This is a genomic window from Bacillus sp. SIMBA_005 (assembly GCF_046535585.1).
Classification (GTDB): Bacteria; Bacillota; Bacilli; order Bacillales; family Bacillaceae; genus Bacillus; species Bacillus pumilus.
Map to the genome: position 1 here is coordinate 87,890 of NZ_JAWRWI010000007.1, position 26,811 is coordinate 114,700.

At 41.1% G+C, this 26,811-nt stretch carries 31 protein-coding genes; 17 read left to right on the forward strand and 14 right to left on the reverse strand.

Features of this window, described 5'->3' with window-relative positions; all coding sequences use genetic code 11:
• Positions 1-15 precede the first annotated feature (15 nt).
• The 3 genes from SB660_RS13045 to SB660_RS13055 form a co-directional block, all read right to left on the reverse strand.
• The gene (locus SB660_RS13045; RefSeq protein WP_180309297.1) at positions 16-1,239 is read right to left on the reverse strand and encodes a cation:proton antiporter; all 1,224 of its coding nucleotides are present in this window, start codon (positions 1,237-1,239) and stop codon (positions 16-18) included.
• Positions 1,240-1,242: 3 nt separating this feature from the next.
• Positions 1,243-1,740 (reverse strand): cation:proton antiporter regulatory subunit, encoded by a 498-nt coding sequence (locus SB660_RS13050; RefSeq protein ID WP_180309296.1) that lies wholly within the window; start codon positions 1,738-1,740, stop codon positions 1,243-1,245.
• A gap of 64 nt (positions 1,741-1,804) precedes the next feature.
• Positions 1,805-2,131 carry a potassium:proton antiporter gene (locus SB660_RS13055; RefSeq protein WP_257474551.1) on the reverse strand — a complete coding sequence of 109 codons (327 nt, stop codon included), beginning with the start codon at positions 2,129-2,131 and terminating at the stop codon, positions 1,805-1,807.
• A gap of 177 nt (positions 2,132-2,308) precedes the next feature.
• Between SB660_RS13055 and SB660_RS13060 the strand changes: the two genes are divergently transcribed.
• The gene (locus SB660_RS13060) at positions 2,309-3,082 is read left to right on the forward strand and encodes an enoyl-CoA hydratase (protein ID WP_180309294.1); all 774 of its coding nucleotides are present in this window, start codon (positions 2,309-2,311) and stop codon (positions 3,080-3,082) included.
• A 31-nt stretch (positions 3,083-3,113) separates the two neighbouring features.
• Here the strand turns inward: SB660_RS13060 and SB660_RS13065 are convergent, their stop codons facing one another.
• Complete coding sequence (locus SB660_RS13065) at positions 3,114-3,302, reverse strand: YhzD family protein (protein ID WP_180309293.1); 189 nt, start codon at positions 3,300-3,302, stop codon at positions 3,114-3,116.
• Positions 3,303-3,474: 172 nt separating this feature from the next.
• Here SB660_RS13065 and SB660_RS13070 point away from each other — a divergent pair, with 172 nt between their 5' ends.
• The 4 genes from SB660_RS13070 (at position 3,475) to SB660_RS13085 (ending at position 8,848) form a co-directional block, all read left to right on the forward strand.
• Positions 3,475-4,689 (forward strand): metallophosphoesterase family protein, encoded by a 1,215-nt coding sequence (locus tag SB660_RS13070; RefSeq protein WP_180309292.1) that lies wholly within the window; start codon positions 3,475-3,477, stop codon positions 4,687-4,689.
• Positions 4,690-4,705: 16 nt separating this feature from the next.
• Entirely contained in the window at positions 4,706-7,495 is a 2,790-nt protein-coding gene (locus SB660_RS13075) for an ATP-binding protein (protein WP_410582851.1), read from the forward strand.
• Positions 7,496-7,557: 62 nt separating this feature from the next.
• Positions 7,558-8,502 carry a 3'-5' exoribonuclease YhaM gene (gene yhaM, locus SB660_RS13080; RefSeq protein WP_061407256.1) on the forward strand — a complete coding sequence of 315 codons (945 nt, stop codon included), beginning with the start codon at positions 7,558-7,560 and terminating at the stop codon, positions 8,500-8,502.
• Positions 8,503-8,617: 115 nt separating this feature from the next.
• Positions 8,618-8,848 (forward strand): sporulation YhaL family protein, encoded by a 231-nt coding sequence (locus SB660_RS13085; RefSeq protein WP_061407257.1) that lies wholly within the window; start codon positions 8,618-8,620, stop codon positions 8,846-8,848.
• A 55-nt stretch (positions 8,849-8,903) separates the two neighbouring features.
• On the opposite strand, the gene SB660_RS13090 is transcribed toward SB660_RS13085, so the two are convergent.
• Positions 8,904-9,779 carry a peptidylprolyl isomerase gene (locus SB660_RS13090; protein WP_058014397.1) on the reverse strand — a complete coding sequence of 292 codons (876 nt, stop codon included), beginning with the start codon at positions 9,777-9,779 and terminating at the stop codon, positions 8,904-8,906.
• A 161-nt stretch (positions 9,780-9,940) separates the two neighbouring features.
• On the opposite strand from SB660_RS13090, the gene SB660_RS13095 reads away from it, so the two are divergent.
• Both SB660_RS13095 and SB660_RS13100 read left to right on the forward strand, forming a co-directional pair.
• Positions 9,941-10,027, forward strand: a complete 87-nt coding sequence (locus SB660_RS13095) for a YjcZ family sporulation protein (RefSeq protein ID WP_008361129.1) — start codon at positions 9,941-9,943, stop codon at positions 10,025-10,027.
• A gap of 145 nt (positions 10,028-10,172) precedes the next feature.
• The gene (locus SB660_RS13100; protein ID WP_017360317.1) at positions 10,173-10,262 is read left to right on the forward strand and encodes a YjcZ family sporulation protein; all 90 of its coding nucleotides are present in this window, start codon (positions 10,173-10,175) and stop codon (positions 10,260-10,262) included.
• Positions 10,263-10,315: 53 nt separating this feature from the next.
• On the opposite strand, the gene SB660_RS13105 is transcribed toward SB660_RS13100, so the two are convergent.
• Both SB660_RS13105 and SB660_RS13110 read right to left on the reverse strand, forming a co-directional pair.
• The gene (locus SB660_RS13105) at positions 10,316-10,501 is read right to left on the reverse strand and encodes a hypothetical protein (protein WP_072368131.1); all 186 of its coding nucleotides are present in this window, start codon (positions 10,499-10,501) and stop codon (positions 10,316-10,318) included.
• A gap of 82 nt (positions 10,502-10,583) precedes the next feature.
• Positions 10,584-11,102: a DUF3267 domain-containing protein gene (locus SB660_RS13110; protein ID WP_058014396.1), complete on the reverse strand. Its 519-nt coding sequence runs from the start codon at positions 11,100-11,102 to the stop codon at positions 10,584-10,586.
• Between the two features lie 233 nt (positions 11,103-11,335).
• Between SB660_RS13110 and SB660_RS13115 the strand changes: the two genes are divergently transcribed.
• Positions 11,336-11,680, forward strand: coding sequence for a YhaI family protein (locus SB660_RS13115; protein ID WP_058014395.1), 345 nt, complete (start codon positions 11,336-11,338; stop codon positions 11,678-11,680).
• Here the strand turns inward: SB660_RS13115 and SB660_RS13120 are convergent.
• Together SB660_RS13120 and SB660_RS13125 are read right to left on the reverse strand one after the other, a co-directional pair.
• Positions 11,658-12,278, reverse strand: a complete 621-nt coding sequence (locus tag SB660_RS13120) for an HTH-type transcriptional regulator Hpr (RefSeq protein WP_034663587.1) — start codon at positions 12,276-12,278, stop codon at positions 11,658-11,660. The genes SB660_RS13115 and SB660_RS13120 overlap by 23 nt on opposite strands.
• Before the next feature lie 187 nt (positions 12,279-12,465).
• Complete coding sequence (locus SB660_RS13125) at positions 12,466-12,822, reverse strand: YtxH domain-containing protein (protein WP_007497160.1); 357 nt, start codon at positions 12,820-12,822, stop codon at positions 12,466-12,468.
• A 128-nt stretch (positions 12,823-12,950) separates the two neighbouring features.
• Here SB660_RS13125 and yhzF point away from each other — a divergent pair, with 128 nt between their 5' ends.
• Positions 12,951-13,142, forward strand: coding sequence for a membrane protein YhzF (gene yhzF / locus SB660_RS13130; protein WP_003211362.1), 192 nt, complete (start codon positions 12,951-12,953; stop codon positions 13,140-13,142).
• A 49-nt stretch (positions 13,143-13,191) separates the two neighbouring features.
• Here the strand turns inward: yhzF and SB660_RS13135 are convergent, their stop codons facing one another.
• The 3 genes from SB660_RS13135 to SB660_RS13145 all read right to left on the reverse strand — a co-directional run bounded on the left by SB660_RS13135 (position 13,192) and on the right by SB660_RS13145 (position 15,506).
• Positions 13,192-13,710 carry a tryptophan transporter gene (locus SB660_RS13135; protein WP_003212065.1) on the reverse strand — a complete coding sequence of 173 codons (519 nt, stop codon included), beginning with the start codon at positions 13,708-13,710 and terminating at the stop codon, positions 13,192-13,194.
• A gap of 125 nt (positions 13,711-13,835) precedes the next feature.
• Positions 13,836-14,915: a 3-phosphoserine/phosphohydroxythreonine transaminase gene (gene serC, locus SB660_RS13140; RefSeq protein WP_410582859.1), complete on the reverse strand. Its 1,080-nt coding sequence runs from the start codon at positions 14,913-14,915 to the stop codon at positions 13,836-13,838.
• Between the two features lie 162 nt (positions 14,916-15,077).
• Complete coding sequence (locus SB660_RS13145; protein ID WP_024425457.1) at positions 15,078-15,506, reverse strand: HIT family protein; 429 nt, start codon at positions 15,504-15,506, stop codon at positions 15,078-15,080.
• 487 nt (positions 15,507-15,993) lie between these two features.
• Between SB660_RS13145 and SB660_RS13150 the strand changes: the two genes are divergently transcribed.
• From SB660_RS13150 to SB660_RS13160, 3 genes are read left to right on the forward strand one after another with little or no spacing between them, the layout of a single operon-like run.
• A complete protein-coding gene (locus SB660_RS13150; protein WP_058014392.1) occupies positions 15,994-16,734 on the forward strand; it encodes an ABC transporter ATP-binding protein in 741 nt (246 codons plus the stop codon).
• Entirely contained in the window at positions 16,727-17,947 is a 1,221-nt protein-coding gene (locus SB660_RS13155) for an ABC transporter permease (protein ID WP_169056219.1), read from the forward strand. The genes SB660_RS13150 and SB660_RS13155 overlap by 8 nt, the downstream gene beginning before the upstream one ends.
• Before the next feature lie 53 nt (positions 17,948-18,000).
• The gene (locus SB660_RS13160; protein WP_180309289.1) at positions 18,001-18,708 is read left to right on the forward strand and encodes an EcsC family protein; all 708 of its coding nucleotides are present in this window, start codon (positions 18,001-18,003) and stop codon (positions 18,706-18,708) included.
• A gap of 30 nt (positions 18,709-18,738) precedes the next feature.
• Here the strand turns inward: SB660_RS13160 and SB660_RS13165 are convergent, their stop codons facing one another.
• Positions 18,739-19,926 (reverse strand): M20 family metallopeptidase, encoded by a 1,188-nt coding sequence (locus tag SB660_RS13165; RefSeq protein ID WP_169056221.1) that lies wholly within the window; start codon positions 19,924-19,926, stop codon positions 18,739-18,741.
• A 283-nt stretch (positions 19,927-20,209) separates the two neighbouring features.
• Between SB660_RS13165 and SB660_RS13170 the strand changes: the two genes are divergently transcribed.
• Positions 20,210-20,362, forward strand: a complete 153-nt coding sequence (locus SB660_RS13170) for a hypothetical protein (protein ID WP_234034871.1) — start codon at positions 20,210-20,212, stop codon at positions 20,360-20,362.
• Positions 20,363-20,427: 65 nt separating this feature from the next.
• On the opposite strand, the gene SB660_RS13175 is transcribed toward SB660_RS13170, so the two are convergent.
• On the reverse strand, positions 20,428-20,913 hold the full coding sequence (locus SB660_RS13175) for an antibiotic biosynthesis monooxygenase family protein (protein WP_169056223.1): 486 nt from the start codon (positions 20,911-20,913) through the stop codon (positions 20,428-20,430).
• Positions 20,914-21,040: 127 nt separating this feature from the next.
• Between SB660_RS13175 and SB660_RS13180 the strand changes: the two genes are divergently transcribed.
• The 4 genes from SB660_RS13180 (at position 21,041) to hemY (ending at position 26,765) form a co-directional block, all read left to right on the forward strand.
• Positions 21,041-23,176, forward strand: coding sequence for a transglycosylase domain-containing protein (locus SB660_RS13180; RefSeq protein WP_410582863.1), 2,136 nt, complete (start codon positions 21,041-21,043; stop codon positions 23,174-23,176).
• Positions 23,177-23,300: 124 nt separating this feature from the next.
• Positions 23,301-24,359, forward strand: a complete 1,059-nt coding sequence (hemE, locus tag SB660_RS13185) for a uroporphyrinogen decarboxylase (RefSeq protein ID WP_058014385.1) — start codon at positions 23,301-23,303, stop codon at positions 24,357-24,359.
• A gap of 32 nt (positions 24,360-24,391) precedes the next feature.
• Complete coding sequence (gene hemH, locus SB660_RS13190) at positions 24,392-25,330, forward strand: ferrochelatase (RefSeq protein WP_410582865.1); 939 nt, start codon at positions 24,392-24,394, stop codon at positions 25,328-25,330.
• 22 nt (positions 25,331-25,352) lie between these two features.
• Positions 25,353-26,765: a protoporphyrinogen oxidase gene (hemY, locus tag SB660_RS13195; protein ID WP_323640067.1), complete on the forward strand. Its 1,413-nt coding sequence runs from the start codon at positions 25,353-25,355 to the stop codon at positions 26,763-26,765.
• The last annotated feature ends 46 nt before the right edge of the window (positions 26,766-26,811 follow it).

Genomic DNA, 26,811 nt, shown 5'->3' on the forward strand with positions numbered 1-26,811 from the left:
TAGGGCCCTTTTTCATTAGATTGTCGTTTCTTTTTTCGCTTTTGGTTTTTCTGTTTGCCATTTGAACACTTTGTTTAGGATTTGATAGATTCGCTTAGATTCCTTCGTCACCAGTGGACCTAATATCGCAAGGATTAAGACATACAATGCAGCAAATGGCTTTAAGGTAGCGGCAAGTCCGCCCGCAATACCGAGCTCGGCTACAATAATTGAAAACTCTCCGCGTGATACGATGGTTAAACCAATATTAGAAGACGCTTTATGAGAAAGTCCAGCTCTTCTCCCAGCGAACATTCCAGCAGTGAAATTCCCAATGAAGGTGAGGATCACAGCGCCAATCGCAAGCCAAAATGCATCACCTAATGTAAATGGATCAATGCTGAGACCGAAGCTGAAGAAAAACATGGCTCCGAAGAAATCTCTAAATGGTACCACAAGATGTTCAATGCGGTCAGCGTGCTCTGTTTCTGAGAAAACAAGACCAAGTAAGAGAGCACCAATGGCCTCTGCTACATGGATCGTCTCTGAGAAACCTGCGACAAAAAATAAAGCCGCAAAAATCACAATGATGAACACTTCGTTCGAACGGATATCGAATAACTTGTTTAATCGTTTCGGCAGCATACGTGCAATGATAAAGAAAAGCATCATATAACCAAAAGCAATGAAAATAGATAATAAGGCACCGCCAACTGTTGTGGCATCTCCTAGGACAAGACCGGATACGACGGATAAATAAACAGCGAGGAAAATATCCTCAAACATGATGATCCCAAGAATTAACTCAGTTTCAGGGTTCGCTGTCCGTTTCAAATCAACAAGAACTTTGGCCACAATGGCACTGGATGAAATCGTGATAACTCCTGCCATAATGAGAACTTCGAGGACCCCAAACCCTGTAATAAAGCCGTAAAGCAGTCCTAAGCTGAAGTTAATCAAAATATATATAGATCCGCCGACAGCAATGGACTTGCCCGATTTAATGAGCTTTCCCGCAGAGAACTCAAGTCCAAGGTAGAAAAGAAGGAACAAGACGCCCATTCTGCCAAAAAACGAAATAATGTCGGTGCTTTCAATAAATTTTAGATCAATGATCCCAATGGTTGGAGCATGCGGACCAACGATCATACCAAGGACAATGAGGAAAGGGATGATTGAGAATTTCATTTTATTGGCGATTAAGCTGGCGATGGCGATGAGAATCAGTGCCGTCCCAACTTCAAAGACTAAATGATCCATTCATCACTCTCCCCCTCTTGAAAGAAAATCACGTATCAATCGCTTTAAGTGTTTTCTTTCGCCTGAAATGACCAGCGTATCATTTGCTTCAATAATCGATTCGGCACCAGGGTTGAGTAATTTTTCATTTGTATGCTTTATGATCGCAATGACGGTGACTTCATAGTTTTGCCGCACATCTAAATCACCGAGTGTATATCCAACCGCTTTTGCTTCTTTTTCCACCTTAAACCATTCAATCATCAAGTCGTTGAAGGCCATTTCAATGGTTTCGAGTGCCTGTGGTTTATATACCATGCCGCCAATAATTGCAGCGATTTGCCGTGATTCAGCATCATCGAGAGAAATGGTGGACAGCACTTCATCTGGATCATCATCATCAAAACGATAAATCTCCCGTCTGCCATCATCATGAATCACGATCGTCATCTTTTCTCTATTTCTCGTTTCAATTTCAAATTTCTTTCCGATCCCAGGAAGATCATTTTCTTTAATATTCATTTTATCCCTCCGAATATGATAGGTTGTGATTTTCATATAGTGAATACGGATGAAATAAAATGAATCAGTATAGATAATTTGATTGATACATAATGGGGATCGCACACTTCATTTTCAAAAAACATAGATCAATCGATAACACAGCTGATGGAGCAGGCTTTAGAAGAAAAATCTTTGAATCAGCCAGTGATAATTTGTCCTTTAATAGAATAGAAGAGGCATGTTTTTTTGAAAATGGAGGTGTCTTCACAGCGTGTATTTCTTCATCGTAGATGGATGGAGAAATAAGACTAGGTGTGCTCGCTTCTGCTTGTGGATCAAAAACGACATTTGAAAAAGGAGAAAACATGACGATGAAATGAACTAATATGAATAGGGAACACCTGATCAACCATTCTCCCCCTTTCACCATCAATTTCTTTCTTCATTTACTATATAAAAATATATTTTTCGTTTCAACAATTATGCTTGTTTTGGTATCAACTGATCCTGAAATTTTTTATGCAGAGGAAAAAGGATTATTCGGGTTGAAATGGAAGTAAGTCATGTGCTTAAAAAAGGGGGATGGATGATGACATATATCAATTGTCAGCTAGACGGGGATATTTTTGAAATCGTTTTCAATAGACCGGATGCTTACAATTCATTTCATGTGGAGATGTTTGCTGAATTCAAAGAGGCATGTGATGCGGCGGAGGATAGTAGTGCAAAAGTCGTTGTGATCAAGGGTGCGGGAAAAGGGTTTTCAGCAGGCGGAGATATTGGCATGATGCTTAAGCAGGAAAGTGAAGAGGATTTCCATCATGTGATGGATTTGATCGAGGGGATTACGCTTTCTCTTGCAGGTATGAAAAAAGTGACGATTGCCCTTGTCCACGGGTCAGCGGCTGGCCTTGCTTTTAGCTTTGCTTTAAGCTGTGACTACTTGTTTATGCATCAAGATGCAAAGCTCGCCATGAATTTTAATGGAGTAGGTTTAATTCCAGATGGCGGAGGGCACTTTTTCCTTACAAAAAGAGTCAGTGAACAAACCGCGAAACAATTGATTTGGAGCGGACAAAAGCTTCCGGCTGAAGAAGCGCTAAAGCTGCGCCTTGCAGACGGCGTATTTCAAGAGGAAGTCGATGCGTATCAAAAGGTATGTGTGAAGCCGTTTATGAACATGCCGCTTCAAGCATTTATCGAGACAAAGCGAATCTATTTCCAGCAGTCAGAATCACAGCTGCTAGCCGTTCTTCAAAAGGAGAGGGCAGCACAGGCTAGACTGAGGCAAAGCCATGATCATAAGGAAGGCATTCAGGCCTTTTTAGAAAAAAGACGACCTGTGTTCCAGAATGTATAAACGAATGTGAGGCCGGCGAATGCCGGCTTTTTTAACGTTCAAATAAAAGCAGCTTGCCTGCATCATCAACGAGCCGATGAGAATGCTTCGTGTATTGCTGTTCTAATAAGCGATGGCGACCTAATTCCTTTGCCTCTTCATCACTATCTGTTGTGATTTTTTCATTTAGTAAAGTCTCACCTGACGGGTCAAATACAGTTAAAAAGTATGTCTTCTCCATTCCTCATCTTCCTTTCCTCTGCTTTTCTATGTAATTAAACAAGGAATAAGACAAAACCTCTTTTTTACCCCTTAAAAATGTGTTTTTTAGAATGAGAGTGATAGAACGTGCATTCGCAAAAATGGCATGATAAAATATGGACAATGACAGTATCGGACAAGGAGATAGACGTTTGACTAAGCTCACCTTTATTCATGCCGCAGATTTACATTTAGACAGTCCATTTGCAGGAATGTCGAATATCCCTAGCTTACCCTTTAAGCGGCTCAAAGAAAGTACATTTCAAAGTGCGAAGAATATGTTTGATCTCGCCATTGCTCGAGCAGTAGACTTTGTGCTGCTGAGCGGAGATTTATTTGACGAATCTAACCGCAGCCTGAAAGCACAGCTGTTTTTAAGAAATCAGTTTCTAAGACTGCAAACCGAAGGGATTGAAGTCTTTATTATTTATGGTAATCATGATCATTTAGGCGGTGAATGGACACCGATTGAGTGGTCTGAGAATGTGCACGTTTTTTCAACCAGTACCCCAAGTGAGCAATCCTACTATAGAGGAGATCAGCTTGTCGCAAGTATTTATGGATTTAGCTACAAAGAGCGTGCTGTCTATGAAAATATGACCTCTCATTATGTCAAAAAGACAGATGCTGCCTATCACATTGCGATGCTTCACGGTACATTAGCTGGACAAGAAGGTCATGACGCGTATGCACCTTTTCAGCTTGAGCAGCTCCTTTCCCGAGATTTCGATTATTGGGCGCTTGGACATATACATAAGAGAGCTCTTCTGCATGAAGACCCGTTGGTTATTTACCCTGGTAACATGCAGGGCAGACATATAAAAGAAAAAGGAGAGAAAGGCTGTTACGTTGTTCAACTCTCTGAGGATTCTGCGGCAGCGGAATTTATTAGCTGTGCGGATGTGATGTTTGAGACACTTGAAATAGACATCACAGAGACGGTTCATATGACGGATCTTGTGACACTTGTGGATAACAAAATCATTGAACTGAAAGAAGAAGGCGTCCCTCATTTTGTGAAAATCGAATTGACGGGTGATTCTCCTTCTTACTTTGAGCATACGCAGCTTGAGTTGCTTGAGGAGCTGATGGCCGTTCTTCATGAACAGGAGGAAGATGAAGATGTATTCGTTTGGGTGATATCGATTGACTGCCAGACAAACGAGGACGTCGCCTATCCAGAAGATTCCTTTTTAAAGGAACTCACTGCTGAAATTTCACAGTTTGAGGCATATGAAGAGCTTCTATCACCGATCAAGCGTCACCCAACCTATAGAAAGTCAGGAAAAGCTCTTACAAAAGAGGATGAAGTGGATATAAAAGAAGAAGCACAAAGGCTGCTGACAGAACAGCTTAAGCAATTATGAGAAAAGGAGAGGCACAATGAAAATACGTTCACTCCATATCGCCCATTTTGGAAAATTTTCAAATCGGACCTTTCACTTTTCTGATGACGGTTTTCAGCTAGTTTACGGGCTGAATGAATCGGGGAAAACGACATTGAAAACGTTTATTGAATCGATGTTATTTGGTTTTTCGAAAAACAAGATGTACAAGACGAAGCAGGGTTCTTTTTATGGTGGTTCCCTCACTTGCCAAGATGACGAGTTAGGCGTCATCTATATTGAGAGAACATCCGATCGCGGTGGGCAAGCACAGGTGTTTTTACCGAATGGTGAAGTGAAAGACGAAGCTTTTCTAAAGACACTTTTAAAGGGAACGGATCGCAGATTATATCAATCAATCTATTCGTTTGATGTGTTTGGACTTCAAAATGTCCAAGCCTTGAATCAGGACCAGATAGGCGAATTTCTACTTTTCTCAAGTTTATTTGGCTCAGATGCAGCCACCAAGATGGATAGCAGGCTGCTAAAGCAGCAGGAGCAGCTGTTTAAACCAAATGGCCGCAAGCCTGAATTAAATCAGCAGCTTGATCGCTTAAAAGAGCTGGCAGGTCAACTGAAACAAGCGAGATTGGCAGAAGGCAGCTATATCGAAAAGAAACGGGAGCATTCTGAATTATTGGAGACGATCGAAAAGCTTCAAAATGAAATGAAACAAGCGGAAGAACACCTTCAGAAACTGACTGAATCCATTCAAGTGTATCCCATGATTGAGAAAAAAGTGGAGTTGAAAAAGGAATTAGCCCGCTATCCAGACCGAGTCAAACGTTTTAGAGCAGAAACTGAGCATGAGCTGGATAAACTAGAATCACACCTTCACCCGAAAAAGGCTCAATTGACTGCACTGAAACAGAGGTTAGATCATTTGCAAACCTCACTCGTACAAGTTCAACCGCTTTATGACAAGGAAACCTTTATGGAGATGAAACGAGTCGTAGATGAAGCATCTAATGTTGAGCTTGTGAAAAAGCGCATAGCAGAGTGTCAAGCAAACCGTGATTCATTGAAACAAAAAATAGACGAAGCGGTCGCAAAGTTAAACTGGGAGCGCCCGATAAAGCTCGAACAAATCGACGATTCGCTTGAATTCGAGTGGGAATTAAAGGAGATTGTCACTCAATACGTTCGTCTCATGGACCGAAAAGCGCAGTTAGATGAACGATTTGATCACGCAAGACATGAGCTGGACGAAGCAGAAGCCGCGCTAAAAGGATTAAAGGAACAAGAAGTGAGACTGCGCGGAGCAGAAGATGAAGCGAAGGAGACAAGAGCGAAAAAGAAACGGGTTTATTCCCTGGCGTTGTTATTCCAAGGCTTGATCGCATTTGATGTGGTGTTTCTGTTTGTTCTATTCTTTTTAACAGAGTGGTGGATCACGCTCTCGTTTGCGGGATTTTCTGTTTTTCTCTTCTTTGTCATTTACTCATCCAGTCAAATGAGCCCTATGAAACAAAGAAACGGCGAAGCCGCCTTAGATTCCTTTCAAGTGCAGGCAGCTTCAGCTGAAACACTTATGAGGCAGAAGGAGCTGCTTTACGAAAGAATCATCCGGCAATATGAAGACTGGGAGCTAGAGCTGGAGCCTGTCCAGCAGCAAGTAGAGGAAAAGAAGAGACAGCTTGGCTTGTCGTCTGAGCTTTCTTTCCTAGTAGAGGCCTTCCATATTCTAAAACAATTAAAAATCAATACAGCGGCATATGAGGAGCTTCAGCGTGAAATAGAAGAACTCTCCGATCAGCAATCGATTTATGAGCGCAAGGTTTCAGCGTTAACCAGTATTCTTCAAAAAAAGGAAGGAACTATTCAGGAGAATATTTCAGCCTTTCAAGAGATATTGGAAGATGAGGCGAAAAGAGAAAAAGAACGTCAAACATTACATGTATCCATTCAACATGCGATGCAGCAGCTCGCGACACTAGAAGGTGAAATTCAATATTACGAAAAACAAACTGATGAGCTTTTTCATCAAGTAGAAGCAGAGTCCAAAGAAGATTACCAAGTACTTTCTCATCTATCGAAAGAATACCGGGAACGGCTTTTGGAGCTGCAGCAGCTGAATCAAGAGCTTCATAGAAACGGTAGTTTTGATGAGGAGGAATGGATTATTCGCAAAGGACTACTTCTCCTTGAGGAGGAGTGTGCAGAAGCAAAGCAGCACCTTCATGACATTCAATTGAATGCGGAGAATATGGAAAAGCGTTTAGCAGAACTAGCAGTGGAAATCCGGCAAATAGAAGCTTCTGGAACGGTGTCTGATTTGACTCATCAGCTTGCCGCAGAGCAGGAGCATGCGAAGCACCTCGCAAAAAAATGGGCGGCCATTCAGCTTGTCCGCTCCGTCATACGAGAAAAATTGAATGAGCATAAAGAAACAAGGCTGCCTGCATTGGTTCAAACAGCCTCTAGTTTTATTCAACCGTTAACAAATGATCGTTATGAAGCAATTTTATTTTCACCTGAAGATGATTTCCTGATGGTGAAAAGAATGGATGGACGACTATTCCGTCCAGAGGAGCTTTCACAGGCAACGTGTGAACAGATCTATCTAGCGATTCGTTTTGCGCTTGCTTTGTCTCATCAACAAGATTGTCAGCTTCCGTTTATGATGGATGACAGCTTTGTTCATTTCGATCACGTACGTTTAGGCAGAGTGCTGGAGATGATGAACGAACTCACACGTTTTGAAACACAGCTGTTTTATTTCACCTGTCATGAGCATATGAAGCAAGCGGCAGAAGATGGACAGGTTACGAGTTTAGCAGTTGAATGATTGACAAATAATGACTTATGTTATACTTATATGAGCAGAAACATGGAAGGAGCTTTTATTGAATGGCTAAAGGGATCATGACCTATGATGTCGGCGAACAAGTTGACCTGCATTTATTAATTAAATCATCTACTAAAGGGATTGCGAGTAATGGCAAACCATTTTTAACGTTAATTCTTCAAGATCAGAGTGGAGATATTGAGGCGAAACTATGGGATGCGAAGCAGAATGATGAACAAACCTATGCCGCACAAACCATTGTGAAGGTAGTAGGCGATATTCATCATTATCGCGGGAGGAATCAGCTGAAACTTAGGAATATACGCCCTGTTGCTGAAAATGAGCAAATTCGAATCGATGATTTTCTCGAAACAGCTCCTATTCCAAAGCATGATATGATGGATACGATTATGCAATATATTTTTGATATGAAAAACCCTAATATACAGCGTGTCACAAGACATTTGCTAAAAAAATATGGACAGGAATTCGCTGACTATCCAGCAGCGACAAAAAACCATCACGAATTTGTCTCTGGTCTTGCTTATCACGTGGTGTCCATGCTGCATTTGGCTAAATCAATTGTTGATCTATATCCATCTTTAGATCGAGATCTTTTATATTCAGGCATCATTCTTCATGATTTAGGAAAAGTCAAAGAGCTTTCAGGCCCAGTCTCAACCACCTATACGGTGGAAGGGAATTTAATTGGTCATATTTCGATTATGGTGACAGAAATTGCGAAAGCTGCTGAGGAGCTTGGCATTGATTCAGAAGAAATTCTGATTCTACAGCACTTAGTCCTAAGTCATCACGGAAAAGGAGAGTGGGGCAGCCCAAAACCACCAATGGTAAAGGAAGCCGAAATTCTCCACTATATTGATAATTTAGATGCGAAGATGAATATGATGGATCGTGCGCTTGAGCATGTGAAGCCAGGAGAATATACAGAACGTATTTTTGCGCTAGAGAATCGTTCATTTTATAAACCAGCCTTTCACGAATAACCATGTCAAAACGTCCGCTTATGCGGGCGTTTTTTTCATAACTTGTCTTCTCTTTGCATAAACATGTAACACAAGGGAAGAGAGAGCTGTTCTGAAAAAAAGGAGGCGATAAAAAATGTTGTTTTTTCCATGGTGGGTGTATGCATGTATCATTGGCATTATTTTCTGTGCGTATAAATTAATGACAACGGCTAAAGAGGAGCAAGAGATTGATCAATCCTTTATTGAAAAGGAAGGAGAAATTTTTATCGAGCGAATGGAGCAAGAAAGAGAGCGCAGACGTCAGGGGGAGCAAGTGAAAAGATCCCAGGATACGTCGGCACATGAAGATCACTCGATTGCTTAAATCTGGTCATAAAAAACCCCCTCTGCACGTTCATTGCAGAGGGGGTTTTTTGTGATTATTGGCCTTGTTGATTTTGTGCGGGTTGTTGAGACTTTTCTTTGAACGTGTTTTCAAGCTCTTTATCTTTTACTTTCACATCTGCATCTTTCACCAATTTGTTTAAGATGGTTTGGATTTCATTTGTGTCTGCTTGTTTTTGATTAGTTAGTTCTTTTTTCAAGTCTGCTTTCATGTCATCGTATTTACCGCGTTCTTCGGTCTTTTTAATGATATGGTAGCCGAATTGTGATTTCACTGGTTTGCTGATTTCATTCACTTTTAGTTTGAATGCAGCTTTACTGAAGTTTTCGTCCATTTGACCTTCTTTTGCGAACCAGCCTACATCTCCGCCTTGTGCAGCTGAAGCGGTATCAGTTGAATATTCAGACACAACAGCATCCCATTTTTCACCTTTATCTAATTTCTTTTCCACTTCGTCAGCTGTTTTCTTATCAGCTACTAAAATGTGGCTTGCGCGGATTTTGCCTTTTAGGTCATCGTAATACGCTTTTACTTCTTTATCAGTGATTTTGATGTTAGCTTTGGCAGCCTTTTGAGTCAGCAGCTCATATTTCACTTGATCTTTGATGTAATCTTTTCCGAATTCATCTTGAAGTTGTTTTAAACGATCTTCACCAAGTGTCTTTTTATATTCTTCCATTTTCTTATCAATTTCTTTATCAGATACTTTGTATTTGTCAGCAAGAACCTTTTGTTGAACAAGTAGATTTAAAGCATCTCCACCTGCTTGTTTCTTAAGAGTTGTATAAAGCTCTTCTTTTGTGACATCTCCTGATTTTGTTGTTGCGATGACATCTTTATCACCGCTACTGCATGCGCCAAGAGTTAAAACACTAACTGCTGTTACAGCTGCTAAAGCCATTTTTTTCATTCAAAAAACACTCCTAATCTTTCCAATTTATTTATCATTGCTTGTATCATAACATATTGTGACACGCTGTAAAAAGAAATGCAAATGGGAGGGCATTCGTCTAGTCAAAAATTTGCGCGCGACATACACATATAGTGATCACAAAAAGGAGGCTGAATTATATGGGAGCAGGATATTCTAATGGATTTGCTTTATTGGTCGTGCTATTCATTTTGCTGATCATCGTTGGTGCAGCATATCTTTATTAATTAAATCGCTGTGACAGAAAGGAGCCGTCCTGCCATGCGTGCGGGCGGTTCTTTTTTTAAACGATGACAGGTGCCTAAACGTTTTCAATTTTATTGCATACACTGAGCTTAGAACAGAGGAAGAACTGGCAGGAGGTGTTTTTACATGGGAGGAGAAGTCTTCGCTGGCGGTTTTGCACTAGTCGTCGTGTTATTCATCTTATTGATCATTATCGGTGCATCTTGGATTTGCTAATTAATCAATATACACAAAAAGCTGCCCTCAAACTGGCAGCTTTTGCTTTGATCTTAAATAGATATGGTAATTTCAACAAATGATGAGATCAGTAAGATCAGTATCGATACATTGATAAAGCGAAACACCTTATCTTGCCGTTCTTCAGGAATCTCTCTGACAAGGCATAATGTATTAGTAAGCCTGTTTATTGAATACACAATAAACGCGGCAAAGACGATGAAGTAAAATAAAACTATCGGAGATCCCCCCTCTCTATGCTATTCCCATACTACATTACCAAATTTTTTATGAAAAAGATAGAAGTTGGCTTTAAAAACCTCATGATGAGGATGTTTGGTCAACTAAAATATCAAACTCGTCTTGGGCTTGATCGATGATGCAGGATTTAGGTGCTTTAAGCAGTTTCCATGCAAATAAAAAGTCAGGCAAACAATAGCCTGCATGAATACTTGCGATGATGATAAAATAGTGTGCATACATAGGAAGCGCCACACCTAAAACAAAGTAAACCGGTGAAATCACACAAAATGGACTGAGAAGTGAATAAAGCATGATGTTCTTTGGCACACGCTGCCAGCAATTTCGTTTAAATAGCGTCATTTTTTTCTTGTTTTTCATCACTGGGATCAAGTGAACCACACGGTGGACGAGCAATGTCACAAGTAAAAGCATAGCAAAAAGCGGTGCGTTGTGACTGCTTAGTCTCGTTTCAGGATGAGTCAGTTGAAAACATAAAAAAGCCGTAATGAAAAAAAGTATAGCAAGACTTATGGCTGAAATCAGCAGTCTTGTATAACCATAATCCTTTTCAAGATTAATGGTCTTCCAACAATTCATTTTTCATCCTTCCAATCTTAAAAAACTAATTGAATATCTCAAGATAATTTACTCTTCCTGAGGATAAAAATCAATGGTTTTCATGAAAAAAAATAAAATGTTGCCTTCATATGGAATAAAGAGAGGAAACTTTGGGTTTTTCAAGAAAAAAAGACAGAAGAGGGAGGTTCGTCTCTTTCGTCAATGAGTAATTTCGGCTAGAATAGAAAGACTAAGAGAAAGAGGGAACGTACATGAGTATTGAGGAACGAATGAGCCAGCTCGAATATTATATGGAACTTTTGCTGACGGCGACCGATATGAGCCGTTATCCATATTATGCATTATTGATCAGACAGCGGGTATCGAAAGAAGAGGCGCTGGAAATTGAGCGTATTTGTGCTGAGCTTTCAGAGGAAATGGACAAGCAAAAAGCACAAGGCTACGTCATGTTTGACGATATGCTTGCGCTTTTTGCAGGACAGTTAATTGAAAAGCTGGATGTGCATGAGACGATATTTGCATTGCATGATCAAGGGCTGTTTCAGCCGTTAATGAATGAATTTATAAAGATCATTAAACAATTTGATTTGCTTTAGCCGCTTTTTCTGCTGCATCAGCTGAGTCTTCAAGTTCCTCAGGTTTTTTCGTGACTTTTCCTCGCTCATTCAAAAAGTCTTTCTCAATGTTTGAAAACGATTTCTCGAAAATCTCCATGAAGTCCTCACCATAGATGTTTCGGATAATACACATCATTTCTAAAATCTCAGGGAACTTTCCGTAAATGTCATGAAGCGGCTGTGCGCCTTTGACAATACCAGTTCGTGCCGGGTCATAATCTTCGAGTAGTTTATGGAATGTCTCTTCGCCTTTTGGCGTTAGCTCAATATACGTATTGCGTTTATCGTTTAACTTTTTAGAAAATTTTAAAAATCCTCGTTCCTCCAGTTTCTTGGAGAAGTTAAACGCCGTTGATACATGCATGACGCCAAACTTTGCAATTTCTGATATTGAAGCTCCTTTTAATTGATACGCAATCCACAAAATATGATGTTCATTGATATTTAGGTTATACGGTTTGATCCACTGCTGCCAGTCCTTTTCAATGGATTTCCAAAGAGCTTTGCTCAATTGGGCCATTCTTTGACTGAATAAAAGTGCTTCTTTTACATCGAAAGGCTGTTCCGAATGATTCATCCATTTCACCTACTTCTCTTTTTCTTGTAATTCTATTATGCCAATAAAATAAAGATTAATAAAGCTGAAAATTCAAGAATTTTTAAAACTCATGAAAAACATTGACAAAATAACCTTTTTTCAACAAAAAAAGTGTGGGATACGCACCCCGCACACTTTTGTAAACGAATATTTTTTCTTGAGTATATTAGTTTTGTAAGGTTTTCTCCAGTTGTTTGAGCTTTTCCTCAATTTCCTGAATTTCCTTTTGCAAATCCTGCTGATGAGGTTTGATTTCTTCGCGCCATTGCTGAATCGATGTTTGTAATTCAGTTCCGACTTCTTTAATAACCTCTGCGCTTTCTTTTGCTGTTTCAACAATTTGCTCTTTTAAAGCTTGTCCATCTCTTTTTAATCTTGTCAGCGTATCTTCGAATTTGTCATAGCCGTCTTTCATCTTTCCGCGCACATCTCTGCCAGAAGAGGGAGTCGTCAGGAGCACTGCCGCACCTCCGAGGAGACCGCCTACAAATAATCCTGTTAATAAAGAACGTCCACTAGCCATTCAAATCACCTCTAGTCAAATTTTACACATTCGCATGTTCTCTCTGAGCTGACGATCAGCTTCATTGAACTTCCATACATAGCTTGCTTTATTTTAGCATACTTTTGAAGAAAAGGGAGGGGAGAAGGTTGTCTGTCTTTCTGTTCGTTTTTACGTGTATCGGTGTCGTTTTTACAGGTGGTTCTATTCATTATGCAAGACAGCTGGGGTATGCAGGGTCTTATCCGCCAAAACATGTATTAAAGCAAAAAGCACTTGTGTGTGCGGCAGGTGCAGGAATTTCGCTCCTCATTTTGCTGCTAACCCTTTTTCTTTTATAAAAGCATGAAAAAAACCTCTTCATCTATTATGAAGAGGTTCGATTATTCGTTAAGCAACTTCTATCATTCTTGCACGTCTGAGAATGGACTGTGCAATTGGGAAGACAAATACCATGGCAATGGTATTAATCACGGCTGCTGGCAGGACGACGCCTACAAGAAGTGCCGGTAATGCAGCTGGCAGTCCAGTGATCAGTAATGCGGCAGATAAGAAAATCACGCCGGATACGATGGTTCCAATCGCAGTTAACACAGCGGTCAGCACTACTTTGTTCTTTATCTTCATGCAAGATAGGAAAAGGGCTAAGAAGATAAAGGCTGTCACTGGTTTATCAATCATATTTGGAATTTGTCCGCCTGGGAAACCTGTTGTTAATGCAGAAATGGCGCCAGTTACGAGGGCAATAACCACTACATGCTGTACCTTTGGGAAAAGGATGATGCTTAAAAACATCATGACCAGCATCATATCAGGTTTCATTCCGAAAAAGATGGGCGGGAAAATCGTATGCAAAACAGCTCCCATTGCTGCAAGCAATGACATAATCACTAATTCTTTTGTTTTCATTTCTATGCTCTCCTCTGCTAAGCTCTTAGAACTCTCCAATAATATGGCTCATCATTTATTGCAAGAGTCATCACTTTATATTTCTCGTTATTATAACAAATTTATTTCTCTATAGAAAAGCTTTTTCACTCATTTTCTTGCTGGAACTTTTTCATAAAGTCCGCAAGCTTTTGGCAGTCTTCAATCGATACCGCATTGTAAATAGAAGCTCTGCATCCACCGACAGAACGGTGGCCGGCAAGCCCAACCATTTGTTCCTGCTTTGCTTTCTCTACAAAGGAAGCAGTGAGCGCATCATCACGAAGGGTAAACGTGACATTCATATGCGATCGGCTGTCAGTGCGTGCGTGTCCTTTGTAAAAACCGCCGCTTTGATCAATTGTGTCATAGAGAATGCCTGCTTTTTGTTCATTGCGTTTTTCCGCTGCTTCTACACCGCCAGCCTGTTTGACATGGTCAAGGACAAGAGACAGCATATAAATCGCAAAAGTCGGTGGTGTGTGATAAAGAGAGCCAGCTTTTGCGTGTGTTGAATATTTTAATATTTTCGGTGTGCTGCTTTTCTCTTTTTCTAATAAACGTTTGCGCGCGATCACAATCGTGATACCAGAAGGCCCTAAGTTTTTTTGTGCCCCAGCATAAATGAGATCAAATTGAGAAACATCGATTTTTTTGCTGAGAATATCACTGGACATATCCGCAATGAGCGGTAATGATGTACCAGGGAACGTTTTCCACTGAGTGCCGAAGATCGTATTGTTTGATGTGATGTGTAAGTAAGCGCCATCTGTTAAATCGGAGGCATCTACTTCTGGAATATACGAGTAGTTGTCGTCTTCACTTGAAGCAAACACAGATGTTTCACCAAACCCTTTTGCTTCTGATAATGCTTTTTCTGACCAAGCGCCTGTTTGAATGAAATGAGCCGTTTCGCCTTCATGTAAGAAGTTCATAGGAATCATCGCAAATTGAAGGCTAGCTCCGCCCTGTAAAAAGAGGACTTCATAATCTTCAGGAATGTCCATCAGTTCCACCAACAGTGCTTTTGCCTTATTGTGGACTTCTTCATATTCACCGCTGCGATGAGACAGCTCCATCACAGACATTCCAGTTTGTTTAAAATCAACAAGTTCTTCCTGTGCTTTTTGAAGCACTTCTAGCGGCAGTGCCGCCGGACCAGCATTAAAATTCGTCGTTCGCTTCATCACAATCTCTCCCTATTTCTCGCGTTAATGGATCAAAAGATAAAACCATCCTATCACAAATTTGAAGCAATTGGACAAAAAATTTGAATCGTTCTAAATATCTTACTATTAAGAAATGAAGGGGATAAAAAGAGGGGGCAGAAATGAGAAAAACCTCATCTATTAAGATGAGGTAAGGCGAGTATGGATGGCAGAAGAAATGTCTTTTAAATCCTCTGACGTGTATTGATCTTGATGTGATTTCCATACGGCACCAAAGCCATCGCCTTTGCCGTAACGCGGAATGATATGCATATGGTAATGGAACACAGATTGTCCAGCTTTTTCGCCGTTGTTGTTTAAAAGGTTTAATCCAATGGGTTCAAATTCCTGTTTGATGGCTCTTGCAATTTTCGGAATCGCTTGGAAGTAGTGATTAGACACTTCTGGTGTCATTTCGTAGATGTTTTCTTTATGTATTTTCGGGATTACAAGGGTATGCCCTTTTGTTACTTGGCTAATATCTAGAAAAGCCAATACATGCTCGTCTTCATATACTTTTGCACATGGAATGTCTCCATCAATGATCTTGCAAAAAATACAATCGCTCACGTCATGTCACTCCTCATTCATTTTCCTTCATCGTATCACAAAAATGAGCAAAAAAGAAAACAGGATAAGCGAACTCCTTTGGTCGCTCATCCTGCTCCTGCAGAAGAAATGCTGATGCTTTCATTCGATATGCCTTTTGAATTCTCTATTTACTGAAATAAAGAATTCATATGCCTGCTATTTCTGCCGTAAACACCTCATTTGACGTTTTGGTTTGTCGTATACATATTGTATAGGACACAAAAATCAAGAATCAGTGAAGCAAAACAGAAGCTAAGGTTTTTAGATGAAAAACCAACTTGTTATGCGGTTCTTTGCCTTTAACAAACACCTCATTTACTTATTGGTCATCAAGTTCATTTCTTCTACATACATTATGATGACCAAGACGCCTATTTTTTATTCAGGACTTGTCTATAGGTAAACATTTCAAATTACCTTTCGTTTTTGTTACTATAAAGGAAAAACGAAAGAAAGGAACGAATTCATGTCCCTTCTCACTGTAAAAGATGTAACGGGTGGATATACGAAGAATCCCGTTCTAAAAAATATCTCATTTGAATTAGAAAGAAATCAAATCGTCGGTCTCATCGGTTTAAACGGGGCGGGGAAAAGTACAACCATTCGCCATATCATTGGACTCATGAAACCGCATAAAGGTGTTATTGAATTGAATGGACGAACCCTTCAAGAGGATCAAGAGGCGTATCGCTCGCAGTTTACGTTTATTCCAGAAACACCTGTATTATATGAAGAATTAACTTTAAAAGAGCATTTAGAGCTGACAGCGATGGCTTATGGGCTATCAAAAGAACAATTAGATGAACGGCTGCCGTCATTGCTGAAAGAATTTCGAATGGAGAAACGTTTGAAGTGGTTCCCTGCTCATTTTTCAAAAGGAATGAAGCAGAAGGTCATGATTATGTGTGCATTTCTTGTTGAACCAGAACTGTATATCATTGATGAACCGTTCTTAGGTCTTGATCCTCTTGCCATCAATGCACTGCTTGAACGGATGAATGCTGCAAAGAAAAACGGCGCTAGTGTCCTGATGTCAACGCATATCTTGGCGACAGCAGAACGCTATTGTGATTCCTTTATTATTTTGCACGAAGGGGAAATCAGAGCGAAAGGAACACTGACAGAGCTGAGAGAACAGTTCGATATGAGAGATGCGACACTCGATGATCTTTATTTGGAATTAACAAAGGAAGAAAGCTATGAGTAAAACGACTCAAAGCATTTGGAAATCCCGATTAGAGGAACACATACAAGATACAAGAAAATATTTAAAATATATGTTCAATGATCATCTTGTCATTGTGCTCATTTTTTTCCTTGCAGGCGGAGCGAGCTGGTATAGTAACTGGCTTAAACAAATTCCAGCTCATTTTCCTTCCTACTGGGTCATGGCAGTTGTTTTCTCATTGGTGCTGACAAGCTCTTACGTGCGGACGTTGATCAAAGAAGCAGATCTCGTGTTTTTACTTCCTTTGGAAGGGAAGATGGAGCCTTATTTAAAACAAGCTTTTAACTTTAGCTTCATTTCTCAGCTGTTTCCTCTCATTGCCGTATCCATTGTCGCACTCCCGCTTTATTCGGCAGTGTCTTCAGGCGGCATCAAGATGTATGTGCTTATATTGGCGCAAATGATTTTGATTAAGGGTTTGAATACAGCCATTCAATGGAGAATGACGTATTTCCAAGGAAAACAGATGAGAAGGCTTGATGCAGTCCTTCGTTTTCTATTGAATATGATTTTAATCTATACCGTTTTACAGGCATCCTATGCAATCGCAATCGTTTTTTATCTGATCTATGGTGTCTATCTTGTTTACTTAACAAATGCAGTCAAAAAGCAGCCTTTTCAATGGGAATTGCATATTTCTGACGAATTAAAACGAAAACAGCGTTTTTATCGTTTGGCAAACTTATTTACAGATGTGCCTCATTTAAAGAAACAGGTGAAAAGAAGAGCCTATATGGACTGGCTTTTGCAGTTTGTTCCGTATGACCAGCGTAAAACTTTTTCTTACATGTATGTGAGGGCATTCTTACGATCAAATGACTATTTTGGTCTCGTGTTTAGGCTAACAGCCGTGTTTGTGCTGATTATTTTGTATACAGGTGCAGCAGGCTGGGTGGGTGCACTGCTTGTCTTGTTCACCGTGTTTATCACAGGTGTCCAGCTTGTGCCGTTAACGAAGCACTTTGCCCACCTTTCATTACAGGCACTTTATCCAGTTACTCAGCAAGAAAAGGATCGGAGTTTTTTTATTCTCGTCCGTAACGTGCTCATCATCCAATCGATTTTGCTCAGTTGTTCAGTACTACCGGCAGGAGGATGGCAGGGAAGTGGACTTGCCCTTCTGATTTCACTGGCATTTGTACTTGTCCTTTTCAAGCCTTACGTACTTAGTCGATTGAAAAAGATGAGATAAGAAGAGATATGTTTCTGACCGCAAGCGTATGATGACATCGAGGAGGGGAACGGATGAATGCAGCTGAACGGGAGTTATATGAAGAAGCCATTCTTTTTCAAACGCGTTTTTTAAGAAAACCATCAAAGATCGAACGCTTTTCAAAAGGAGTTCAGCAGCAGGTGAACCGACGAATCCCTGCCAGGTTTCATCAAGTCATCACAAGTGCGGTCAAAACAATGGTTGAATCCACCGTATCAGGATCTCACTTCACTTCATTTTCAGTCATTGATGAACAATTAACCATCATTGAGCGGAATGAACTGGCAAAGGAGAAAGTGAAGTACTATCAAAAGGCAGCTGCGATCGAAGGAATTGGAACAGGTGCAGGTGGTATTTTGCTCGGTATGGCAGACTTTCCGCTGCTGCTTAGCATCAAGATGAAATGTCTTTATGAACTGGCATGTATTTATGGCTTTGATTTGTCTCAAAAAGAGGAAAGACTCTTTTTGCTCTGTATATTTCAACTTGCCTTTTCCGGCAGTGCGCATCGTCAAAAAATGATGAGCATCATCGAAGATTGGGAAACGAGCCGCGAGAAAATGGATTGGTACAGCTTCCAGCAGGAGTATCGAGATTACATTGACCTAGTGAAGCTGTTTCAATTAATGCCGATCGTCGGAGCCGCTGTTGGCGGTGTAGCAAATCATCACCTGACAGGACAACTCGGAGATGTCGCTCGTCATGTGTTTCACTTACGGGTGTTGAGAGAAATGAAATAGAAAAGCCGCTGTTTGCCAGCGGCTTTTTTTTTATTCATCGTAGGAAAGGACGGCACGGGCGAGTACCTTTGCTGCGATGGGCATTGCTTTTTCGTTGATATCAAACTTCGGGTGGTGATGGGGATACACGTCTTCGCTGTTTTCCGGCATGGCGCCTGTGTAAAAGAAGGTACCAGGGACATGCTGAAGGTAGTAAGCAAAATCTTCTCCACCCATTTGGGTTTCGGCTTCTTTTACTTCTGTGACACCATCTGTTTGTTTTGCGATGTCAGCAATAAATTCAGTCGGCTTTGGATGATTTTTGACAGCAGGATATCCTCTTACATATTCATATGTGTAGCCGGCATCATGCATGTCGCACACCCCTTTTACAACCTGTTCAATTTCTCGTTCGATGGTGTGTCGTGCACTTTCTTCGAAGGATCGTGCAGTACCAGTTAAAACTGCTGAATCTGCAATGACGTTAAAAGCATTCTCTGCCACAAAACCTCCAACAGATACAACAGCAGAATCAACTGGATTGACTTTACGGGCTACGACTTGCTGCAAGTTTGCGACGATTTGTGAACCGATAAGGACAGCATCTTTTGTTAAGTGAGGCTGGGCGCCGTGTCCGCCTTTCCCCTGAACTCGGATAGAGAAGCGGTCGGCAGCTGCCATAAAGTTCCCGCTTTTATAAAGAACCGTGCCACAAGGCTCTGGTGACCAAAGATGTGTCCCGAATATGACATCGACACCGTCTAAGCAGCCATCTTCGATCATTGGTTTTGCGCCGCCTGGCGCATATTCTTCTGCGTGCTGATGAATGAGGACGATTTTCCCTTTTAATTGATCACGGTGCTCATTCAAAATTTTCGCTAAGACAAGTAGTGTCGCTGTGTGCCCATCGTGCCCGCATGCATGCATTACACCGGGCTTTGTCGACTTGTAAGGCACTTCCTTTTCATCATGGATAGGAAGTGCATCGAAATCAGCCCTGAGGGCAATCGTCGGTCCCGGAGAAGCTCCTTCGATAAAGGCGAGTACACCATGGCCGCCCACCTGTGTACGTGTTGGTATATGTAATCTGTCGTAGTAGCTGGCGATGAAAGCGGCTGTTTCTTCTTCCTGGAAAGAAAGTTCAGGATTCATGTGGAGATGGCGTCTAATTTCAACCATTTCCTCATAATGTTCATCAAGACGTTCATTGATGCTTTTTTGTAAAGTAGAAATTGTCATTGATTTGAAAACCTCCTTCATACTCTTTTACTGATTGTATGGTAATTGTTAGAATCTTTCAACAGAAGAGGATGTCGTATGCGCATCAAAAGGTCATTTTACATAATAAGTCGAAGTTGCTATGAAGCGGGGAAAGGGAGGAATTGTATTGGGAAGCTGCCCAAATTGTTCAAAAGTGTTTTCTTTCGTTGAAAAGTTTCATTTATCACATACGAAAATGATGATGTGTCCAAGCTGTCGGCATCAAATCAAAGAAACCTTTGTATCGAAAATGAGTTTTTTCATGATCTGCTTGATTCCGCTATTGGTGATGCTCATTCAATTGAAAGGGGCATCGCCTATGTTGAAGTGGCCGATCTTATTAGGATGGCTCCTATTGAATTTCTATGTACTTCAGCCGATCATACATCGGTACGAGCTGACATCACGACGTTAAAAAGAAAAGCCCAGCGATTGGGCTTTTTTTTTCATGAAAAAAGAAGTGCTGAGAGCAGCACTTCCTTAATTGTCTGTAACGGCATGATAGGATGTGAGATAAGCAGGACGAGAGAAGATGGAGCCAGTATCATCGTTTGGCTGAAAGAATGCTTCTGATTCTTGAAAGTCTTCAAATAAGTCCTCTGATTCCCAAAGCGTCATAATTAAATAAACTTCTTCATCTTTTTTCGGTCTTAACACTCGAAGAGCCTTGAAGCCCCGCTGATGTTCTGAGATGTTCGTCTTCTTCTTGAAAGTAGATTCAAACAGTGCCCTGCTTTCAAGCTTCACAGGGATATGATTCAAGGTGACGAAGCCAGTATGGACAAGCTCACCTTTTGCATAAATCACATCATAGGCATGAGGGGCTTTAAAAACAGTCTCACCCTCCGTCTCATGAAAAAGAGCTGCTTGTTCTTTTCCGACCATATAAAGCAGATTTTCCTGATCGTGTTTTTTTGCGATTTTATGCAAGAAATCTGCTGTTCCATATGTCATATAGACATTCATCTAAACCGCCTCCCGCTTGATAGTATAACAAAAGAATGATATATAATTCTTTGGTAGTCAATCCATAAAACATATTATGAAGCAATACATCCCATACTATCCGTATAAAGGAATGAGGTGACCTAATTTGAAGAAAAAGAAGATAATCATTCCATTAGTCATTGCAGGAAGTACCATCGTACTTTCATTTATTGGCTATCTGACCATTTTATTTTTAGGACATTATGTCATAGATGAAAAGAAGCTTGTTTTTCACGCTTCATCTAAGATCATTGATCAGAATGGAAAAGAACTCACAAGTATGTATTCAGAAAATCGGGACCCCGTGTCAATAAAGGATGTACCCGATAAAGTAGCAAAAGCCTTTGTATCTGTCGAGGACAAGCGGTTTTATGAGCATCATGGAATAGATGCGCAGTCAATTTCAAGGGCGGTTTATCGAGATATATTAGCAGGTGGAAAGGTAGAGGGCGGCAGTACAATTACTCAGCAGCTCGCAAAAAATATTTTTCTCACAAATGACAAAACCTTTTTGCGGAAAACAAAAGAAGTCATCATTGCGATTAATTTAGAAAGAGATTATTCAAAGGATAAGCTGCTCGAAATGTACTTGAATCAGCTTTACTTTGGTCATGGCGTCTACGGTATTCAGGCAGCAGCCAATTATTACTTTAGTAAAGATGTGAAAGATTTAACTGTCAGTGAAGGGGCGACACTCGCTGCGATGCCAAAGGCGCCGTCTACTTACTCGCCTGTTTTACACCCTGATAAAAATAAACAAAGACGGGATACGATCCTGAACTTAATGAATGAGCAAGGGTATTTATCATCAACCGAAACAGTAGAAGCAAAAGGGAGAACACTAGGCATTCATTTGAAAAAGAAATCAGAAACGCCTTGGGTGGACAGCTATGTCGATCTTATCATTAAGGAAGCAGAATCAGAGTATTCCATTTCACATGAACAATTGCTTCAAGGGGGTTATACCATAACAGTTCCGATTGATATGAATCTGCAAAAGGTCACCTACGATGCGATGAAAAACAACCGTTATTTCCCGGGAAAAAGCGGTTCTCCTGAGAGCAGTGCCATCTTTATTGATAATGAGTCTGGAGGAGTTAAAGCAGCAATCGGAGGACGAGAATATCAAGCAAGGGGCTATAACAGGGTGACCGCTGTTAGACAGCCTGGATCTGTTTTCAAGCCGATCGCGGTATATGGGCCTGCGCTGCAGGAGAAAAAATTCCGACCTTATTCCCTGCTTGAAGACGAAGACAAAAGCTATGACGGCTATTCTCCAAAGAATTACGATGGGCAGTATGAAGGCAAGGTCACGATGGTGGAGGCCCTCATGAAAAGTAAGAATACAGCAGCGGTGTGGACATTAAGCCAGCTTGGTATTGATACTTCGAAAACATATCTCGAGAAAATGGGAATCGATATTTCGGATCAAGGACTTGCGATAGCCCTTGGCGGTTTAGAAAAAGGGGTTTCTCCGCTTCAAATCGCGGGAGCTTTCCATACATTTGCAAACGAAGGTGTATATAAAAAGCCTTTCTTCATTCAGAAAATCACCAATGATGAAGGAGAAACGGTAAAGAAAAATAGCAGTAAGCCAGAACGAGTGTTTAGCGTGCAGAATGCTTGGAATATGACAAGAATGCTGCAGCAAGTCGTCAAAGGCGGAACAGCCCAAAGCGGTTCATATGCTGGAGATTTAGCTGGTAAAACTGGCACAACCACATATTCAGGTGTGAAGGGTGCAACAAAAGATGCTTGGTTTGCCGGCTATACGCCGAGTACAACGGGTGCGATCTGGATGGGGTATGACAAAACCGAAAACAGTCACTACTTAACTGGCGGAAGTCAATATCCAGTGCAGCTGTTTAAGGATATTTTAACGGCGGCCCGAATGACGAATGAAACGTTTAAAAAACCAGAGGGGATTAAAGAACTTCAAGCGCCAATTCATTTAGAAGGACTATCAGGATTTGAAGCCCGCTATGCGTTTAAAATCAAAGGATTGTTTACATTAGAGCTGTCTTGGGACAAACAGGAGGATAAACGAGTTGAATACCGTATTTATGAAAAGAGGAATGGAAACGAGACGCTGATTGACTCAGTGACAGGCACAAATAGCTATACAATGCCGTATGCCAATGTGTTTTCAGATGCGGCGTATAAGGTGGTTCCGTATAATACCCAAACGCAAGAAGAAGGAGAAGGCAGTCCATATGTCAAGCCAGAGGCTTTTGGACGTTAATATTCGGCGATTTTTTGAACAATGAGCCGGTTTAGTATACCGTGCCTTGAAAAAGCGGTATAGTAAAAGCAGTGTTTGAGCCTTATACAAAGAGAGTGTAAGGCGAAAGGTGGAATGAAAGGTAATGGGAAAAACGAAGGCTTTTAATGACACGTTCTTAAAGGCGTGCAAAGGGGAAAAAACAGACCATGTACCAGTTTGGTATATGAGACAGGCAGGACGCTCACAGCCTGAATATCGTGCCCTTAAAGAAAAGTACGGGCTATTTGAAATTACGCATCAGCCAGAGCTATGTGCTTATGTAACACGACTTCCTGTAGAACAATATGGTGTAGATGCCGCGATTTTATATAAAGATATTATGACCCCGCTTCCAGCTATTGGAGTGGATGTTGAAATTAAAAATGGCATTGGACCTGTCATTGATTCACCGATTCGGACAAAAGCAGATATCGAACGTCTTGGGGAACTTCATCCTGAAGAAGACCTGCCATATGTGCTTGACACCATTCAGCTTTTAACGAAGGAGCAGCTGAATGTACCGCTCATCGGTTTTGCTGGTGCACCATTTACGATGGCTAGCTATATGATTGAAGGCGGTCCATCTAAAAACTATCATAAAACAAAAGCGCTCATGTACAGTGAGCCTGAGACATGGATGCTGCTCATGAACAAATTAGCTGATATGACGATCACGTACATACGCGCGCAGGTAAAAGCAGGGGTCAGTGCGTTTCAAATCTTCGACTCATGGGTGGGCGCTTTAAATGCAGCGGACTACCGGACATTCATTAAACCTGTCATGCAGCGAATTTTCACAGAGTTGAAGAGTGAAAATGTACCAATGATCATGTACGGAGTTGGTGCAAGCCATCTCGTGAAAGATTGGCATGACCTGCCGCTAGACGTCGTTGGACTTGATTGGCGTATGAGTGTAGACGAAGCGCGAAAAGAAGGGCTCACAAAAACGTTACAAGGAAATCTTGATCCAACGATTTTACTTTCTCCTTGGGAAGTCATTGAAGAAAGAGCAAAAGACATATTAGATCAAGGGATGAAATCAGATCACTTCATCTTTAACTTAGGTCATGGGGTATTTCCAGATGTTTCACCAGATACGTTAAAGAAGCTGACCGATTTTATTCACGACTATTCAGCTAAACATAAAAAATCATCCATCTAAACTATTTCAATTGATCTGAAGGAGTGTTGGTTGTGGAGAAAAAGAAAATGGGGCTTCTTGTCATGGCATATGGCACCCCATATAAAGAAGAAGACATTGAGCGTTATTATACACATATTCGTAGAGGCAGAAAGCCGGAGCCGGAAATGCTGCAAGATTTAAAGGATCGCTACAAGGCAATCGGCGGTATTTCTCCTTTATCAAAAATTACAGAGCAGCAGGCACATGGTTTGTGTGAGCACTTGAATGACATTCAAGACGACATTGAATTTCATGTGTACATTGGCTTAAAACATATCGAGCCTTTCATCGAGGATGCAGTTGCTGATATGCACAAGGACGGCATTACAGAAGCTGTGAGTATCGTTTTAGCGCCGCATTTCTCTACCTTTAGTGTGAAATCATATAACAAACGTGCACAAGATGAGGCGGACAAGCTAGGCAATCTACAGATTACGTCTGTTGAAAGCTGGTACGATGAGCCGAAGTTTGTGGACTATTGGGTGAAGCAAGTGAAGGATACGTATGCATCAATGAGTCAAGAGGAAAGAGATTCCGCAGTACTTATTGTGTCTGCACACAGCCTTCCTGAAAAAATTATTGCAGCAGGAGATCCATACCCGGATCAGCTCGCACAATCTGCTAAAATGATTGCAGAAGGTGCGGGAATTGACCACTATGAAATTGGCTGGCAAAGTGAAGGCAATACGCCGGATCCATGGCTTGGACCAGACGTGCAAGATTTAACGCGAGATTTATTTGAACAAAAAGGCTATCAAACATTCGTGTATGTGCCTGTTGGTTTTGTCGCTGATCATCTTGAAGTGTTATACGACAACGATTATGAATGTAAAGTCGTGACAGATGAAATTGGTGCAGCCTACTATCGTCCAGAAATGCCAAATGCGAAACCAGCATTTATTGATGCTCTGGCAACAGTCGTATTAAAGAAGCTTGACGAAAGCAAGTAATCATATAAAAGAAGGCGATCCTATGCATGACAATCAAAAACACCTTGTCATCATTGGCGGTGGCATCACTGGTTTAGCCGCCGCCTTCTATTTGGAAAAGGAAGTCGAAGAAAAAGGTCTTCCGATTCAAATATCACTTATTGAAGCGAGCCCTAGGCTAGGTGGAAAAATACAAACATTATATAAAGACGGCTACATCATTGAACGTGGACCTGATTCATTTTTAGAAAGAAAGGTCAGTGGACCGCAGCTTGCGAAAGATGTGGGTCTGTCCGATCAGCTTGTCAATAATGAAACTGGGCAAGCCTATGTACTAGTCAATGAAAAGCTTCACCCGATGCCAAAGGGTGCTGTTATGGGAATTCCAACTCAAATCAGCCCGTTTATTACAACTGGTCTTTTTTCAGTTGCGGGAAAAGCAAGAGCTGCGATGGATTTCGTGTTGCCAAAAAGCAAGCAGACCGAAGATCAGTCGCTTGGTGAATTTTTTAGAAGACGTGTGGGTGATGAGGTTGTTGAGAATTTAATTGAGCCGCTTCTATCAGGCATTTATGCAGGGGATATTGACCGCCTGAGCTTAATGTCCACATTCCCGCAATTTTATCAAACAGAACAGCAGCATCGCAGTTTGATTCTTGGGATGAAAAAATCACAGCAACATGCGAAAGCCCAGCAAGTGACTGCGAAAAAACAAGGACAGTTCCAAACGATCAATCAAGGATTGCAGTCGCTTGTGGAAGCAGTAGAAAGTAAGCTCAAGCTGACAACGGTTTATAAAGGGACAAAAGTAAAACAAATTGAAAAAACGGATGGAGGCTATGGTTTGCAATTAGACAGCGGTCAAACGCTTTTTGCCGATTCAGCCATTGTCACGACTCCACATCAATCGATTTATTCTATGTTTCCTAAAGAAGCAGGGCTAGAGTATTTGCATGACATGACCTCTACATCTGTTGCAACGGTAGCACTCGGTTTTAAAGAAGAGGATGTTCATAATGAATATGACGGCACTGGTTTTGTCATCTCAAGAAACAGTGATTTCTCTATTACGGCCTGTACATGGACAAACAAAAAATGGCCGCATACCGCTCCGGAAGGAAAAACGCTATTGCGTGCGTATGTCGGAAAAGCTGGTGACGAATCGATTGTCGAGCAGTCAGACAGTCAAATCGTCAGCATCGTGCTCGAAGATTTAAAGAAAATCATGGATATTAAAGCAGATCCAGAATTGACGACAGTGACTCGCTGGAAGACAAGTATGCCGCAATATCACGTCGGTCATCAGAAAGCTATTTCGAACATGAGAGAAACGTTTAAGCAATCATATCCTGGTGTTTATATCACAGGTGCTGCTTTTGAAGGTGTCGGAATCCCTGATTGTATTGATCAAGGAAAAGCCGCCATCTCAGAGGCTGTATCGTATCTATTTTCATAAAAAACAACTCCCTTTTCTGTCATGGAAAGGGAGTTTTTTGTGTTTG